This window comes from Aeromonas sobria (assembly GCF_050266975.1).
Classification (GTDB): domain Bacteria; phylum Pseudomonadota; class Gammaproteobacteria; order Enterobacterales; family Aeromonadaceae; genus Aeromonas; species Aeromonas sobria_B.
Map to the genome: position 1 here is coordinate 69,856 of NZ_JBKISU010000011.1, position 14,186 is coordinate 84,041.

General features: G+C 62.1%; 12 protein-coding genes. 7 read left to right on the plus strand and 5 right to left on the minus strand.

The genetic code is table 11. The annotated features are described in order from the left end of the window. The first annotated feature begins 16 nt into the window (after positions 1-16). From clpP to ppiD, 5 genes are all read left to right on the plus strand, one after another. Positions 17-640, plus strand: coding sequence for an ATP-dependent Clp endopeptidase proteolytic subunit ClpP (clpP, locus tag ACLHZ1_RS08335; protein WP_041996934.1), 624 nt, complete (start codon positions 17-19; stop codon positions 638-640). 69 nt (positions 641-709) lie between these two features. Further along, a complete protein-coding gene (clpX, locus tag ACLHZ1_RS08340) occupies positions 710-1,984 on the plus strand; it encodes an ATP-dependent protease ATP-binding subunit ClpX (protein ID WP_041996937.1) in 1,275 nt (424 codons plus the stop codon). A gap of 141 nt (positions 1,985-2,125) precedes the next feature. After that, entirely contained in the window at positions 2,126-4,480 is a 2,355-nt protein-coding gene (gene lon / locus ACLHZ1_RS08345; protein ID WP_408793014.1) for an endopeptidase La, read from the plus strand. Between the two features lie 240 nt (positions 4,481-4,720). Then, positions 4,721-4,993 (plus strand): nucleoid-associated protein HU-beta, encoded by a 273-nt coding sequence (gene hupB / locus ACLHZ1_RS08350; RefSeq protein WP_005315375.1) that lies wholly within the window; start codon positions 4,721-4,723, stop codon positions 4,991-4,993. A gap of 149 nt (positions 4,994-5,142) precedes the next feature. After that, complete coding sequence (gene ppiD / locus ACLHZ1_RS08355; RefSeq protein ID WP_427261694.1) at positions 5,143-7,056, plus strand: peptidylprolyl isomerase; 1,914 nt, start codon at positions 5,143-5,145, stop codon at positions 7,054-7,056. 130 nt (positions 7,057-7,186) lie between these two features. On the opposite strand, the gene cdd is transcribed toward ppiD, so the two are convergent. The 5 genes from cdd to sbcB all read right to left on the minus strand — a co-directional run bounded on the left by cdd (position 7,187) and on the right by sbcB (position 11,529). Next, the gene (gene cdd, locus ACLHZ1_RS08360) at positions 7,187-8,065 is read right to left on the minus strand and encodes a cytidine deaminase (protein ID WP_427261695.1); all 879 of its coding nucleotides are present in this window, start codon (positions 8,063-8,065) and stop codon (positions 7,187-7,189) included. 217 nt (positions 8,066-8,282) lie between these two features. Then, positions 8,283-8,969, minus strand: a complete 687-nt coding sequence (locus ACLHZ1_RS08365) for an LrgB family protein (protein ID WP_427261696.1) — start codon at positions 8,967-8,969, stop codon at positions 8,283-8,285. Continuing rightward, a complete protein-coding gene (locus ACLHZ1_RS08370; RefSeq protein ID WP_427261732.1) occupies positions 8,966-9,295 on the minus strand; it encodes a CidA/LrgA family protein in 330 nt (109 codons plus the stop codon). The genes ACLHZ1_RS08365 and ACLHZ1_RS08370 overlap by 4 nt, the downstream gene beginning before the upstream one ends. A 191-nt stretch (positions 9,296-9,486) precedes the next feature. Beyond that, the gene (locus ACLHZ1_RS08375; protein ID WP_427261697.1) at positions 9,487-10,008 is read right to left on the minus strand and encodes a hypothetical protein; all 522 of its coding nucleotides are present in this window, start codon (positions 10,006-10,008) and stop codon (positions 9,487-9,489) included. A 114-nt stretch (positions 10,009-10,122) separates the two neighbouring features. Continuing rightward, positions 10,123-11,529: an exodeoxyribonuclease I gene (gene sbcB, locus ACLHZ1_RS08380; protein ID WP_427261698.1), complete on the minus strand. Its 1,407-nt coding sequence runs from the start codon at positions 11,527-11,529 to the stop codon at positions 10,123-10,125. Between the two features lie 226 nt (positions 11,530-11,755). On the opposite strand from sbcB, the gene ACLHZ1_RS08385 reads away from it, so the two are divergent. Next, positions 11,756-12,250 carry a molybdopterin-binding oxidoreductase gene (locus ACLHZ1_RS08385; RefSeq protein ID WP_427261699.1) on the plus strand — a complete coding sequence of 165 codons (495 nt, stop codon included), beginning with the start codon at positions 11,756-11,758 and terminating at the stop codon, positions 12,248-12,250. A 1-nt stretch (position 12,251) separates the two neighbouring features. Continuing rightward, a complete protein-coding gene (locus tag ACLHZ1_RS08390; RefSeq protein WP_427261700.1) occupies positions 12,252-14,150 on the plus strand; it encodes a putative bifunctional diguanylate cyclase/phosphodiesterase in 1,899 nt (632 codons plus the stop codon). Positions 14,151-14,186: the final 36 nt, after the last annotated feature.

Here is a 14,186-nt window from a genome sequence, read left to right on the forward strand (position 1 = left end):
TTAGGGACAATGCCTTATGTACAAAAACTATAACGACGTGACAGATTCTCCCCGTAATGCCCTGATCCCCATGGTGGTCGAACAGACCGCCAAGGGAGAGCGTTCATACGATATCTATTCCCGTCTGCTCAAAGAGCGGGTGATCTTCCTGACCGGTCAGGTCGAGGATCACATGGCCAACCTGGTGGTGGCCCAGCTGCTGTTTCTGGAGTCCGAGAGCCCGGATAAAGACATCTCCATCTATATCAACTCCCCGGGCGGCGCCGTGACCGCAGGCATGTCCATCTATGACACCATGCAGTTCATCAAGCCGGACGTGAGCACAGTGTGCATGGGGCAGGCCTGCTCCATGGGCGCCTTCCTGCTGGCCGGTGGCGCCAAGGGCAAGCGTTTCTGCCTGCCCAACGCCCGGGTGATGATCCACCAGCCCCTGGGCGGCTTCCAGGGCCAGGCATCGGACATCCAGATCCATGCCCAGGAGATCCTGAAGATCAAGAATACCCTGAACGAGCGGCTGGCTTTCCACACCGGCCAGGACATGGCCACCATAGAGCGCGACACCGACCGTGACAACTTCATGTCGGCGGAGCAGGCGATGGCCTATGGCCTGGTGGACGGCGTGTTCAACCAGCGCGGCTAAGCAGGGTACACCGGTCTGTTATAAACTCAGCAGACCGATCATCCTCTATTGATACAACGAGGTTGCTGAATGACAGAGAAACGCAAGGGTGAGGGCGACAAGCTGCTCTACTGCTCTTTTTGCGGCAAAAGCCAGCATGAAGTGCGCAAGCTGATCGCTGGCCCTTCCGTCTACATATGCGATGAGTGTGTCGAGCTGTGCAACGACATCATCCGCGAAGAGATCCGCGAGATCTCGCCCAAGCGCGATGGCGATGCCCTGCCGACCCCTCACGAGATCCGCGCGCACCTGGATGACTATGTCATCGGTCAGGAGTATGCCAAGAAGGTATTGGCCGTGGCCGTCTACAACCACTACAAGCGTCTGCGCAACAGCGGCGATGGCAGTGGCGTCGAACTCGGCAAGTCCAATATCCTGCTGATTGGCCCGACCGGCAGCGGCAAGACCCTGCTGGCCGAGACCCTGGCCCGTCTGCTGGATGTACCCTTCACCATGGCCGATGCCACTACGCTGACCGAAGCCGGTTACGTGGGCGAAGACGTGGAGAACATCATCCAGAAGCTGCTGCAAAAGTGCGACTACGACGTGGAGAAGGCCCAGCGCGGCATCGTCTACATCGATGAGATCGACAAGATCTCCCGCAAGTCGGACAACCCCTCCATCACCCGCGACGTGTCCGGGGAAGGGGTGCAGCAGGCCCTGCTCAAGCTGATCGAAGGCACCATCGCCTCCGTGCCGCCCCAGGGCGGTCGCAAGCACCCGCAGCAGGAGTTCTTGCAGGTCGATACCTCCAAGATCCTCTTCATCTGTGGCGGGGCCTTTGCCGGCCTGGACAAGGTGATCGAGCAGCGCTCCAGCAAGGGGGCCGGGATCGGCTTTGGCGCCGAGGTGAAGTCCAAGGACGCCATGGCGACCTTGAGCGAAACCTTCGCCAAGGTGGAACCGGAAGATCTCATCAAATACGGTCTGATCCCCGAGTTCATCGGCCGTCTGCCGGTGGTGGCGACCCTGACCGAGCTGGACGAGGCTGCCCTCATCCAGATCCTGAAAGAGCCGAAAAATGCGCTGACCAAGCAATATGCCGCGCTGTTCGATCTGGAAGGGGTTGAGCTGGAGTTCCGTGACGACGCCCTCAATGCCATTGCCCGCAAGGCAATGGAGCGCAAGACAGGTGCCCGCGGCCTGAGATCCATCGTCGAAGCCGTGCTGCTTGATACCATGTATGACCTGCCGTCCCTGGACGGGGTCAGCAAGGTGGTGATCGACGAGACGGTGATCAAGGGCGATTCCGCGCCCCTGATGATCTACGAAAATAATGATACCCAGGCGGCTGCATCCGAGTAACAGACTGATTTTTAATCAGATGAAAGGGGCTTTTTGCCCCTTTCTTGCTTTTTACGGCCAAGGCGATTGAATCTCATCTTTACGCCCCCATATACTCAGCCAAGCGCTTTGCCAACGGTATAACAAGCCGAGAGGACATATATGAACCTAGAGCGTTCAGAACGCATCGAGATTCCCGTCCTGCCTCTTCGTGACGTGGTGGTCTATCCCCACATGGTCATTCCACTCTTCGTGGGGCGGGAAAAATCCATTCGCTGTCTTGAAGCGGCCATGGAGCAAGACAAAAAAGTCCTGCTCATTGCCCAGAAGGATGCGTCAACCGATGAGCCAACCGTCGAGGAGATCTTCTCGGTCGGGACTGTGGCCAACATATTGCAGATGCTCAAGCTGCCCGACGGCACCGTCAAGGTGCTGGTGGAAGGTGGCCAGCGTGCCCGCCTAGAGCGGATGATCGACGATCACGACTTCTTCGTGGGGGAGGCCGAGTACATCGCCTCGACCCCGATAGCGGAGCAGGATCAGGAGGTGCTGGTACGCTCCGCCATCGGTCAGTTCGAAGGTTACATCAAGCTCAACAAGAAGATCCCGCCCGAGGTGCTCACCTCGATCTCGGCGATCGACGACGCGGCGCGCCTGGCTGACACCATGGCGGCCCACATGCCGCTCAAGCTCGAAGACAAGCAGAAGGTGCTGGAAATCGCCTCCGTGTCCGAGCGCATCGAGTTTCTGATGGCCATGATGGAGTCGGAGATTGACCTGTTGCAGGTCGAGAAACGCATCCGCTCCCGGGTCAAGAAGCAGATGGAGAAGAGCCAGCGGGAGTATTACCTCAACGAGCAGATGAAGGCCATCCAGAAAGAGCTGGGTGAGCTGGAAGACTCGCCCGATGAGTTCGAGGCCCTCAGTCGCAAGATTGAAGAGGCCGGCATGCCCGCCGATGCCCATGACAAGGCCCAGGCCGAACTCGCCAAGCTCAAGATGATGTCACCCATGTCGGCGGAGGCCACCGTGGTGCGCAGCTACGTCGACTGGATGGTGCAGGTGCCCTGGCGTGCCCGCTCCAAGGTCAAGAAGGACCTTGGCAAGGCGCAAGAGGTGCTGGACGCGGATCACTATGGCCTGGAGAAGGTCAAGGATCGCATCCTCGAGTATCTGGCGGTGCAGGCGCGGGTCAACAAGCTCAAGGGCCCCATCCTCTGTCTGGTCGGCCCTCCCGGGGTGGGCAAGACTTCGCTCGGTCAGTCCATCGCCAAGGCCACCGGCCGCAAGTATGTGCGCATGGCGCTGGGCGGGGTGCGTGACGAGGCGGAGATCCGCGGTCACCGCCGTACCTATATCGGCTCCATGCCCGGCAAGCTCATCCAGAAGATGGCGAAAGTCGGGGTGAAAAACCCGCTGTTCCTGCTCGACGAGATCGACAAGATGAGCTCGGACATGCGTGGCGATCCCGCCTCAGCCCTGCTGGAAGTGCTGGATCCCGAGCAGAACAACAGCTTCAACGATCACTATCTGGAAGTGGATTATGACCTGTCGGACGTGATGTTCGTGGCCACCTCCAACTCCATGAACATCCCGGGTCCGTTGCTGGATCGGATGGAAGTGATCCGTCTGTCCGGTTACACCGAGGACGAGAAGCTCAACATCGCCAAGCAGCACCTGGTGGCCAAGCAGATCCAGCGCAACGGCCTGAAGCCGGCGGAGATCACCATCGAAGACTCCGCCCTGGTTGGTGTCATTCGTTACTACACCCGGGAAGCCGGGGTGCGTAGCCTGGAGCGCGAGATCTCCAAGATCTGCCGCAAGGCGGTGAAGAAGATCCTGCTGGACAAGAGCATCAAGCAGGTGCTGGTCAATGGCGACAACCTCAAGGAGTTCCTGGGGGTACAGCGCTTCGACTACGGCAAGGCCACCGACCAGAACCAGATAGGTCAGGTGTGTGGTCTGGCGTGGACCGAGGTGGGGGGCGATCTGCTCACCATCGAGACCACCAACGTGCCGGGCAAGGGCAAGCTCACCTTCACCGGTTCCCTCGGTGACGTGATGCAGGAGTCCATCCAGGCCGCCATGACGGTGGTGCGGGCCCGGGCCGAGAAGCTGCGCATCAACGGCGACTTCTACGAGAAGCGCGACATCCACGTACACGTACCGGAAGGGGCGACCCCGAAAGACGGTCCGAGTGCTGGCATCGCCATGTGTACCGCCCTGGTCTCCAGCCTCACCGGCAACCCGGTGCGTGCCGACGTGGCCATGACGGGGGAGATCACCCTGCGCGGCGAAGTGTTGCCCATCGGCGGGCTCAAAGAGAAGCTGCTGGCGGCCCATCGCGGCGGCATCAAGCGGGTGCTGATCCCGAAAGAGAACGAGCGCGATCTCGAGGAGATCCCGGCCAACGTCAAACAAGACCTTGAAATCTATCCGGTTCGCTGGATTGACGAGGTGCTGGAGCTGGCGTTGCAGGAGAATCCACAGGGTTTCGAACGCGTTTCTGTCGTATAAAAGTTGATGCGCCGCAAACTTGGCGCACATGGCCGGGGGTTAAGGCTTGCAAGCGCCGGATATCGGCAGTAGCCTTGACCCCCGTTCCGGTACTCATGATCGGTCGCAATGCGTGATGTGGCGCGGGTTTGCGCCATATTGTCACTTGCAACTGACCAGGAGGCTTGTTATAAAACCTCCACTTGTTGTGGCCAGGGAAATCAGCGCCGCAGCGATGTTCGATAAAAGGGGAATATAAGAGTGAATAAATCTCAACTGATTGACAAAATTGCAGACGGCGCCGATATCTCCAAAGCCGCCGCTGGCCGTGCGCTGGATGCTTTCATTGATGCAGTGGGTGAGGCCCTGAAAGAGGGTGACCAGGTTGCGCTGGTGGGTTTCGGTACCTTCGCCGTTCGTGAGCGCGCCGCTCGTTCCGGCCGCAACCCGCAAACTGGTGCGACTATCGAGATCGCCGCAGGCAAAGTGCCTGCCTTCAAGGCTGGCAAGGCCCTGAAAGACGCTGTCAACTGAGTCGGTTGCTGATCCTGTCGGCTCCGTCCTTGGTCGCAGACCAGACAAAGTGAGAGGGCTCTCCCTCATACTGATTGACCAAGGCGCATCGCAATCGGTGCGCCTTTTCATTATTCATGCCCATCGAGTACGGGAGCATAAGTACACACATGATGTTGGATAAACTACGGGAAGGGGCGCAGGGCACGGTAGCCAAGGTAATACTGGGGCTCATCATCCTCTCCTTCGCCTTGGCCGGGGTAGGCAGCTACCTCAATGGCCCGGCTCGCAGCGCCCCCGCCACCGTCAATGGCATTGAAATCAGCCAGCAAGCGCTGGAAAACGCCTATCGCAACGAGCGTGCTCGCATGGAATCCCAGATGGGGGACGCCTTCAACCAGCTGGCCGCCAACCCGGATTACATGAAGCAGTTCCGCCGCACCGTGCTTGACCGGCTGATCGACCAGGCGCTGGTAGACGGCAAGGCCCGGGACCTGGGGCTGCGCGTCAGCGACGAGCAGATCAAGCAGGCCATCATCGCCATGCCGGAATTTGCCGAGAACGGCCAGTTCAACAACGACCGCTACCTGCAGCTCATTCGTCGCGCCAACATGACCCCGGAGATGTTCCGCGACTCCCTGCGCCAGGACATGGTGCGCCAGCAACTGGTTGGCGCCCTGCTTGGCACCGAATTCGCCCTCAAGGGCGAGGCGGAGCAGCTGGACAAGCTCTACAACCAGACCCGGGATCTGCGCCTGGTGCGCCTGGCCGCCGACCGTTACCAGGGCGAGGTCAAGGTGAGCGATGAAGAGGTGGAGCAGTTCTACAAGAGCAATGCCCCCCGCTTCATGAACGACGAGAAGGTCAAGGTCGATTACCTGCTGCTCGATGCCGCCACCATGGGCAAAGAGATCAAGGTGACCGAGCAGGAGGCCCGCGACTACTACGATCAGCACCAGGACTTGTTCCAGCGTGCCGAGCGTCGCCAGGTGGCCCACATCCTGATCCCCTTTGACAAGGATGAAAAGGCCGCCGAGCAGAAAGCCGAGGCCGTGTTGGCCAAGGCCAAGGCGGGTGACGATTTCGCCGCGCTGGCCAAGGCCAACTCCTCCGACACCTTCTCCGCCAAGAAGGGCGGCGAGCTGGACTGGTTCGAGAAGGGGGTCATGGATCCTGCCTTCGAACAGGCCGCCTTCGCCCTGAAGCAGGCAGGGGATCTCTCCAACCTGGTGAAGAGCCCGTTCGGCTTTCACATCATCAAGCTGATCGGGGTCGAGCCTGCCAAGACCAAGCCGTTCAGCGACGTGATGAGTGACACCATCGCCCGTCTGCAGGCAGACAAGGCGAAGGAGCAGTTCTTCAACCTGCAGCAGACCATGGCCGACACCAGCTTCGAGAACCCGGACTCCCTGGACATGACAGCGGATGCCCTGGGTCTCAAGGTGCAATCCGTCGACGACTTCAGCCAGGGCGATGCGCCGGCGCCGCTCAACGATGGCAAGGTGCTCAGCGCCGCCTTCTCGGAGCAGCTGCGCGACGAGAACACCAACTCGGACGTGATCGAACTGGGTGACGGCAAGGCGCTGGTGCTCCATGTGACCGGTTACCAGCCCAAGGCGGTCAAGCCCCTGGCCGAGGTGAAGGATCAGGTCGTTGCCGCTATCACCCACGACAAGGCGAGCGAGATCGCCCGTGGCAAGGCCCAGGGCCTGCTTGAGCAGATCAAGGCCGGGGATGACATCCGCGCCGAACTGGCTGCACTCGGCCTCGAGATAGAGACCCACCAGGGGGTGGCCCGTTTCGCCCAGGATCTGGATCAGTCCCTGCTGGCCGATGCCTTCCGTCTGCCCCATCCGGTCGACGGCAAGCCGAGCGTGGATCTGGTGTCCGAGGCCAATGGTGACAGGGTCATCGTCGCCCTGGACAAGGTCAATGTGCCCAAGGAAGCATCCCAGATGCTGACCATGCTGCAAGGGCAGCTGGGTCAGGGCAAGGCCCAGGCGAGCTATCAGTCCCTGGTCGAGGCGCTGCGCAAGTCCGCCAAGATCGAGTACTTCGCCGATGCCGAGGCCACGGTGGAGTGATCTCCCCCAGGCAGTGAATGACGAGGGCCCGCAATCGCGGGCCCTTTTTCATGGTGCCGGCGCACGGAAATAAAAAGAGGAGGCTGGCATGGCGCCAGCCTCCTCTCCTGTCTCATGGGCAAGGCATGGACTAGATGGCCAGGTACTCCAGCTCGACCCCGCCCAGGGCCTTGAGCACGGATCTGGCCGCATCCTGCTGGCTGATCTGGCCCTTGCCGTTCTCCACCAGCACGGCCCGGCGCAACTGGCCGAGATCGGCGCCATTGAGCACGGCGTGGGCACAGGCCATCTGCATGGGGGGGAGGCTGGGGTTGAAGGCGGCGTTTTCGGCGTAGCGGCCGCAGAAGGTACGGCCGTCGGCAAACGCCAGGGCCACGGCGGCATAGCCCTGGCTGTAGGGGGCATAGCTCTGGCGGGCGGCGGCCAGGGCGGCGCACACCAAGGGATCCTCGCTGGTGAAGGGCAGATCATGGTGCTGCGGGCTCATCAGGGCATCTGTGATGTCGAGGTCTGCCGGACCGAACGAGTGGGGCAGGAAGGCCTGCAATGTGCTGATGTCGTCCGGCAGGGAGACCTTGAGCACCTTGGCGGTGCTCAGCTCGTTCATGAACTGGCGGCAGTGGCCGCAGGGGGTGTAGTTGACCGTGATCTCCGAGATCCCGGTCTCGCCGCCGAGCCAGGCGTTGGAGATGGCGGATTGCTCGGCGTGGACCGAGTGGAACAGCCCCTGACCGGCGAATTCCATGTTGGCTCCCAGATACCAGCGACCGCTGAGGCCGCAGGCGATGGCGCCGACGAAGAACTGGGAGATTGGGGCGACCGAGCAGGCGGCGGCCAGGGGCAGCAGGGCGAGGCGCAGCTCACGCTCGCCAAGCCGGGTGGCATCCATCAGTTGCTGGATCTGTGCCGGGCTGAAGCTGGCGGAAAAATCGTCGCCGAGCATGGGGGTCACGGCGGCGCTCAGGTCCGCCGGCAGGCTGTCGAGTGTCTTGGCAAAGCGGGGATGCATCTATCTGTCCTCATGGGCCAATTGGGAGGACATTGTAGGGAGTGACTCAGCCGATTTGTGTGAACTGGCTCACAGCCTGACTGCGCTGTGTCGGCCACGCCCGAAGGGAAACGTTTGCCCTTGTCGCCCCCTGTCTGGCGGCGGACCATGGTGTCGCTCATGGCGTCACTCAAGGGCAGCGGGGCAGGGGATGGCGCCCCGATGGGCGTCATGGGGCTCAGGGGATCAGCCAGTGATAGAGGGCGAACAGCGGCGGCGCCACGGCGGCGGTGAGTATGCCGCACATCACCATGGCCAGCGAGGCGAAGGCACCCTGGCTTATCCCCCGCTCGGCGGAGGCGGCGGTGCCGATGGCGTGGGCGCAGGCCCCCATGGCGAGCCCCTGGGCCTCGGGGTCGGTCACCCGCAGCAGCCTGAGCAGGGGGTAGCCAATCAGGGCGCCCGTGATGCCCACCACCACCACCACGGCCGCCGCGATGGCAGGGATGCCGCCGATGGACTGGCTGACGCTCATGGCCAGCGGCGTGGTGATGGACTTGGTGGAGAGGGAGGCGAGCAGGGCGGGATCCGCCCCCAGCCAGTGGCCTATGGCCAAGGTGGTGCAGACCGAGATCAGGACGGAGGCCAGGGTGCAGATCAATATGGGCTTGAGCCTGGCCTGGATCTGGCGCGCCTGCTGGTAGAGGGGCAGGGCCAGGGCCACCACGGCGGGCTCCAGCAGGGCCGTGATGGGGCGAGTACCGCTCTCGTACTCCGCCAGGGGCAGATCCAGCCAGAGCAGCAGGCCGATGATCACGGCCGTGGGCACCAGCACCGGGTTGATGATGGGCCAGGGCAGCTTGCGGTAGAGGGCACGGGTCAGGAAATAGAGCGCCAGGGTGAGGGGCAGTGCCAGCCAGATCATGGTTTCATCTCCCGGTTCATGCGCTGATAGAGACGGCCGACCACGGCCAGGATCAGCACTATGCCGACGACGACGCACAGCAAGATGATCTCGATGGATTGACGCAGGGGCTCGAGCCAGGCCACCAGGCCGACGGCGACCGGCACGAACAAGACCCCCATGTGGCGCAGCAGCAGGCCTGCGCTTTGCTCGACCCAGTGCAGCTTGACGAGTTGCAGGGAGAGCAGCACGAACAGGATGAGCAGACCCAGTATGCTGCCGGGGAAGGCGAAGGGCAGCAGGGCCGCGATGGCCTTGCCTGCCAACAGACAGGCGAGGATGACCATGAAGTCGCGAAGGTAGATCAAGGTGCGTCGAACCAGCACAAGAGCCTCGTTGAATAGCTGTGAGCGGGTTCGCAGTTTATCAGAGTGACGGGGTAACAGGACAGGGCCAACTGGCCCATCACAGCCCATGGGGATGACCTGAACGACTCAGGCTCCTGCGGGAGCTTGAGTGCCCTGATGGTGGCATGGATTCAGTAGCGCCACTCGATCCCCATGGCGTAATTGGCCTGGCCATATCCTGGGATCTGGTTGGTGGAGGCGAGGGCCTTGAAAGTGAGCAGGGGACTGAGGGGGATGCCAAGGCCCATGCCGACCGCTATCTGATCGTTGGGGTTGCCTATCATGTCCGCCCGCAGCATGCGGTAGAGGGAGAGATCCTGGCTCATGTGGACATAGCTTTGGGAGGCGAGGTTGTAGAGCTGGCCGAATACCTCCAGCTGGAACCCGGCCTGGGGGGTGATGACGATGGGCAGGCCGGCAAACTTGTAGAGATCCGAATAACTGAAATAGCTGTTGGTGATGGCCGGGGTGAAATCCGTCTTGCGGTAGAGGGCGTTGAAGCTCTCCTGCATCAGCAGATAACTCTGGCGCGGCAACTGCAACAGGTAGTCAGGCAGCTCGAAGCGGGGAGCGGCGAGGGCCGCGGGGGTCAACAGGGTCAGGCCAAGCAGGTTGGCGCAGAGCAGGCTGGCGGAGAGCAGGTTGGCGCGCATCTTCTATCTGTTATCCCTCGAGGTGGGCCCTGGTCCCGGCTGATCACGACCTACCGGCATTATGGCGCCAGCAGGCCGCATTCACAGGGGTTTAACTGTGAAACTAGTCACAAGTTACAGATTTTCAAGGTAGTGATAGAGGGACTTCAGGATGGCAAAGTTCCGATCGTTCCCCTGATTCTGCTCCGCCAGCGCCTCGAGGCGGGGCACGTAGTCCGGCAGGCGGCGGCTGAAGTAGTCGCTGCAGTGCAGGCGCCAGCGTTTCTGCTCCGCTTCGCTCAAGGTGTGGGGCCAGTTGCGGGCGCGGTAGCGAAACAGCATCTCCGGCAGGCGCGGGTCGCTGAAGGCAAACTGCCGCTCTCCCAGCAGATCCGCCGGGGTGGCGCGCACCAGATCCAGGGTGGATTTGTCGCCGTGACTGAAGAAGCCGGCGTAGAGCTGGGTATCGGGGTCGCCGTCGTTGCTGCCGGCAAACTCCTGATTGAACACCTCCACCAGTTTCTCCCGCACCTCGGGGTGGGCCCGCAGCAGATCCAGGCTCTTGCGGCACTGCTCCCTGTCGATGCCAAGCTGATCGGCCCGCTCCGGCGTCAGGGTGGCGGCCGGCGCCAGCACCGGGCACTTGTTGATGTGCACCAGCTTGACCGGAATACCGGCCAGCTCCCCGAGATCCTCTTTTTTGGTGTAGAGGCGTTCCCTGATCTCCTCGCTGGAGAGCTCGATGAGGGGGGTGGGGTCGCGGGCCAGATCCACCATGATCACCGCGTTCTGGTTGCTGGGGTGCCAGGCGAGCGGCGACACCCAGCTTGCGCACCCCTGCCAGGGGGAGAACATGCCGGAGACGTGGACCAGGGGCTTCATGGTCACCACGTCGATGAGCGCCTTCACCTTGTTCTTGTTGCGCAGGGCAAACAGGTAGTCAAACAGCTTGGGCTGGGCTTTTTTGATCAGCTTGGTCATCTCAATGGTGGCCAACACGTCCGAGAGCGCATCGTGGGCATTGGCGTGGGTCACGCCGTTGGCCACCGTCAGCTTCTCCAGTCGAAAGCCCGGCTTGCCCTCGTCGTCGAAGGCCCAGGTTATCCCCTCCGGGCGCAGGGCATAGCAGGCCCGCAGCATGTCGAGGATATCCCAGCGGGAGTTGCCGTTCTGCCAGGCGTAGGCGTAGGGGTCGTAGAAGTTGCGATACAGGGTGTAGCGGGTCACCTCGTCATCGAAGCGGATGCTGTTGTAGCCCAGCACGCAGGTATCCGGCTTGGCAAACTCGCCATGGATCTGGGCGATGAAATCCGCCTCGCACAGCCCGTCCTTCATCGCCTTTTGCGGGGTGATCCCCGTGATGAGGCAAGCCTCCGGATCCGGCAGATAGTCTGCCGGCGGCTTGCAATAGATGACCAGGGGCTCGCCGATGACATTGAAATCGGCGTCGGTACGGATGCCGGCAAACTGCGCCGGTCTGTCCCGTGCCGGGCTGATGCCGAAGGTCTCGTAATCGTGGAAGTAGAAGGTGGCTTGTGTCATGGCTCTCTGTCGACGCAGGGGAAAACGGGGCCGCGAGGGCCTGGACCGCCAATGCTGGCACAGATGGGGAACCCACTGCAACGCTGCTGGCGCCTGGCGGGTGTGTCTGCCGCTTTATTGGCCGACCAGGCGTCTTGTTCGAGCCCCTGGTTGTCATTCGACTATGGTCTACTATGAGTTGGAATATCAAGTTGATAGCGTCTAATCAGGCTCGAGGGGAAACCATATGATCAATGGCATCATGACATGGGCGGCCTGCGGCCTGCTGCTGATGGCGAGTCAATCCCAGGCCCGGGAGCAGGCAGACGAGGTGCTCCTCACCGTCAGCGGCGCCGGGTGCTGTGGCGGGGCCGGGGTAGCCCATTACACGGCAGCCGATCTGGCGGCCCTGCCCCAGAGCGAGCTGGTGACCGCGACCCCCTGGACGCAAGGCAAGCACAGCTATCGCGGTGTCCTGTTCAAGACCCTGGCCGACAGCCTGGGGCTGCGGGCCGGTCAGTTCAAGGTGAGCGCCATCAATGACTACTGGACCCTGCTGCCCGGCGCCGATCTGGATGCCTATCCCGTGCTGCTGGCGACCGAGCAGGATGGCAAGGTCCTGACCCTGCGCAACAAGGGGCCAGTCTGGGTCGTCTATCCGCTGTCGGATCATCCCGAGCTGGATCGGGAGCAGTATCACAGCCAGATGGTGTGGCAGGTGAATCGCATCGAGGCGCAATGAGATGATGCGCGGCAAGTTTGTCTCCCTGACCTGTATTCTGGTGACCTTCGTGGGTGTCGCCTTCTGGTCGGCCTGGAGCTATGATCGCGCCTTCACCCAGCTGGTGCGCTACACCCAGCTCTCGGCCTGGTCCCTGGCCCAGCTTGAACTCGAGCTGCAAGGATTCCAGGAGGGCTTGACCCTCTATCGGAGCGGCCACCTCGACGGGCGTGAATTGAACAAGCGCTACGATCTGGCCTGGAACCGGCTCGATATCTTCCTCAACGGAGAGGAAGCGAGTGCCATCCGTGCCCGCTTTGGGGCGGCGGGCAAGGTGGGGCACATCTTTTCCCTCATCAGGCAGCATGAGCCGGACGTGGTGGCTCCGCACCGGGACTCTCCCGCCCTGGGTCAGCTGGCGGTGGGGCTCGGCGAGGCCATGCCGGCCATTCGCAGCCTCATGGTCGAGAACTTCACCGGCCCGAGCGCCATTCGTCAGCGGGCCTCGCTGCTGCAATCCAAACAAGACAATCTCTGGCTGCTCAGCGCCCTGCTGCTGGTGGGGCTGGTGATGCTCTACATGCTCTCCCGGGAGACCCGGCGCCATCAGTTTCTCGCCTGGAACGATCCCCTGACCCTGCTGCCCAATCGTGCCGCCTTCATTCGGCAACTGGAGCGAGAGGCCCGTCGCCACGGCAATCAGGGGCGTCCGCTCACCCTCTGCCTCATCGAGCTCAATCATTTCAAGGAGGTCAATGACAGCCTGGGCTATGCCAGCGGCGATGCCCTGCTGGTGAGGGTGGCCCGGGCCATGGAGGCCTTCATCGCCGGGCGCGCCTACCTGGCGCGGATCGGCGGCGATGAGTTTGCCCTCTACTGCTTCGATCCGCTGGAGCCAGGGTGGCCGGACAGCCTGCTGGCGCACCTGCAGCAGCTGGTGTTCGAGGCGGATCCGGCCCACAGGGTCAAGGTGAGCATGGGGCTGAGTCAGAGCCAAGTCAGTCAGCATCAGGTCGAGGAGATCATGCTGTTTGCCGACATCGCCCTCGACAACGCCCGTCAGCAAGGGGGGCGCAGCCAGCTGTTCAATCAGGCCATGTTGAGCCGCTACGAGCGCAGTCGCCAGCTGGCCGCCGAGCTGCGTGATCAGCTCAATGGGGCGGGGGCGGATCAGCTCAGCCTCCATTACCAGCCCATCATCAAGCGCGAGCGTCATGTCCTTGGTGCGGAGGCGCTGCTGCGCTGGCAGCATCCCGAGTATGGGTTCATCAATCCCGCGGACATAGTGAGCCTGGCCGATGACAATGGTCTGGGCGAGCGGCTGGGGGAGTGGATCTTCGATCGGGTCAACCGGGATCTGATGCCCATGGCGCCAGAGCGGTTGATGCAGCTGGAGGTCTCCATCAACCTCTCGGGCTCCATGTTCAACGAGGCGCTGCCCTCCCGGGTGGCGCGCATGCTGCTCGCCAGCCCCCTGTGCGCGGATCAGCTGATCCTGGAGTTGACGGAGACCATTGCCCTGGATGATCTCAAGCTGAGCCAGCACATTCTGAGCGCCTTGCAGCAGTTGAACGTGCGCATCGCCCTCGATGACTTCGGCACGGGATGGAGTTCGTTTTCCTATCTCAAGGAGCTCAACTTCAACAAGATCAAGATAGACAAGTCCTTCATCCAGCAGATAGACAGCCACCCCCGCCAGCAGCTGTTTGTCAGCAGCATCACGGATCTGGCGCACAAGTTGGGGGTTCCCGTGGTGGCCGAGGGGGTGGAGACGGCGGCCGAGCTGGCCGCGGTGTACGAGCTTGGCGCGGACGAGATCCAGGGCTATTTCTACGCCAGGCCCATGGCGGCGGTCGATTTTCGTGCCTTCTGCCAGCGTTACCTGGCCCATCAGCCCCAGGCCGTGGCACAGATGGGCTGACGCTCGCCCCCGCCTCGGGTATAGTCCTGCGCCAGG

What these genes read in the sequence shown, in the direction of transcription:
- ppiD (WP_427261694.1), top strand. Translation starts at nt 5,143, where the DNA reads ATGATGTTGGATAAACTACGGGAAGGGGCGCAGGGCACGGTAGCCAAG.
- sbcB (WP_427261698.1), bottom strand. Translation starts at nt 11,529, where the DNA reads ATGACACAAGCCACCTTCTACTTCCACGATTACGAGACCTTCGGCATC.
- ACLHZ1_RS08385 (WP_427261699.1), top strand. Translation starts at nt 11,756, where the DNA reads ATGATCAATGGCATCATGACATGGGCGGCCTGCGGCCTGCTGCTGATG.
- clpX (WP_041996937.1), top strand. Translation starts at nt 710, where the DNA reads ATGACAGAGAAACGCAAGGGTGAGGGCGACAAGCTGCTCTACTGCTCT.
- ACLHZ1_RS08370 (WP_427261732.1), bottom strand. Translation starts at nt 9,295, where the DNA reads ATGGTCATCCTCGCCTGTCTGTTGGCAGGCAAGGCCATCGCGGCCCTG.
- ACLHZ1_RS08375 (WP_427261697.1), bottom strand. Translation starts at nt 10,008, where the DNA reads ATGCGCGCCAACCTGCTCTCCGCCAGCCTGCTCTGCGCCAACCTGCTT.
- ACLHZ1_RS08390 (WP_427261700.1), top strand. Translation starts at nt 12,252, where the DNA reads ATGATGCGCGGCAAGTTTGTCTCCCTGACCTGTATTCTGGTGACCTTC.
- lon (WP_408793014.1), top strand. Translation starts at nt 2,126, where the DNA reads ATGAACCTAGAGCGTTCAGAACGCATCGAGATTCCCGTCCTGCCTCTT.
- cdd (WP_427261695.1), bottom strand. Translation starts at nt 8,065, where the DNA reads ATGCATCCCCGCTTTGCCAAGACACTCGACAGCCTGCCGGCGGACCTG.
- ACLHZ1_RS08365 (WP_427261696.1), bottom strand. Translation starts at nt 8,969, where the DNA reads ATGATCTGGCTGGCACTGCCCCTCACCCTGGCGCTCTATTTCCTGACC.
- clpP (WP_041996934.1), top strand. Translation starts at nt 17, where the DNA reads ATGTACAAAAACTATAACGACGTGACAGATTCTCCCCGTAATGCCCTG.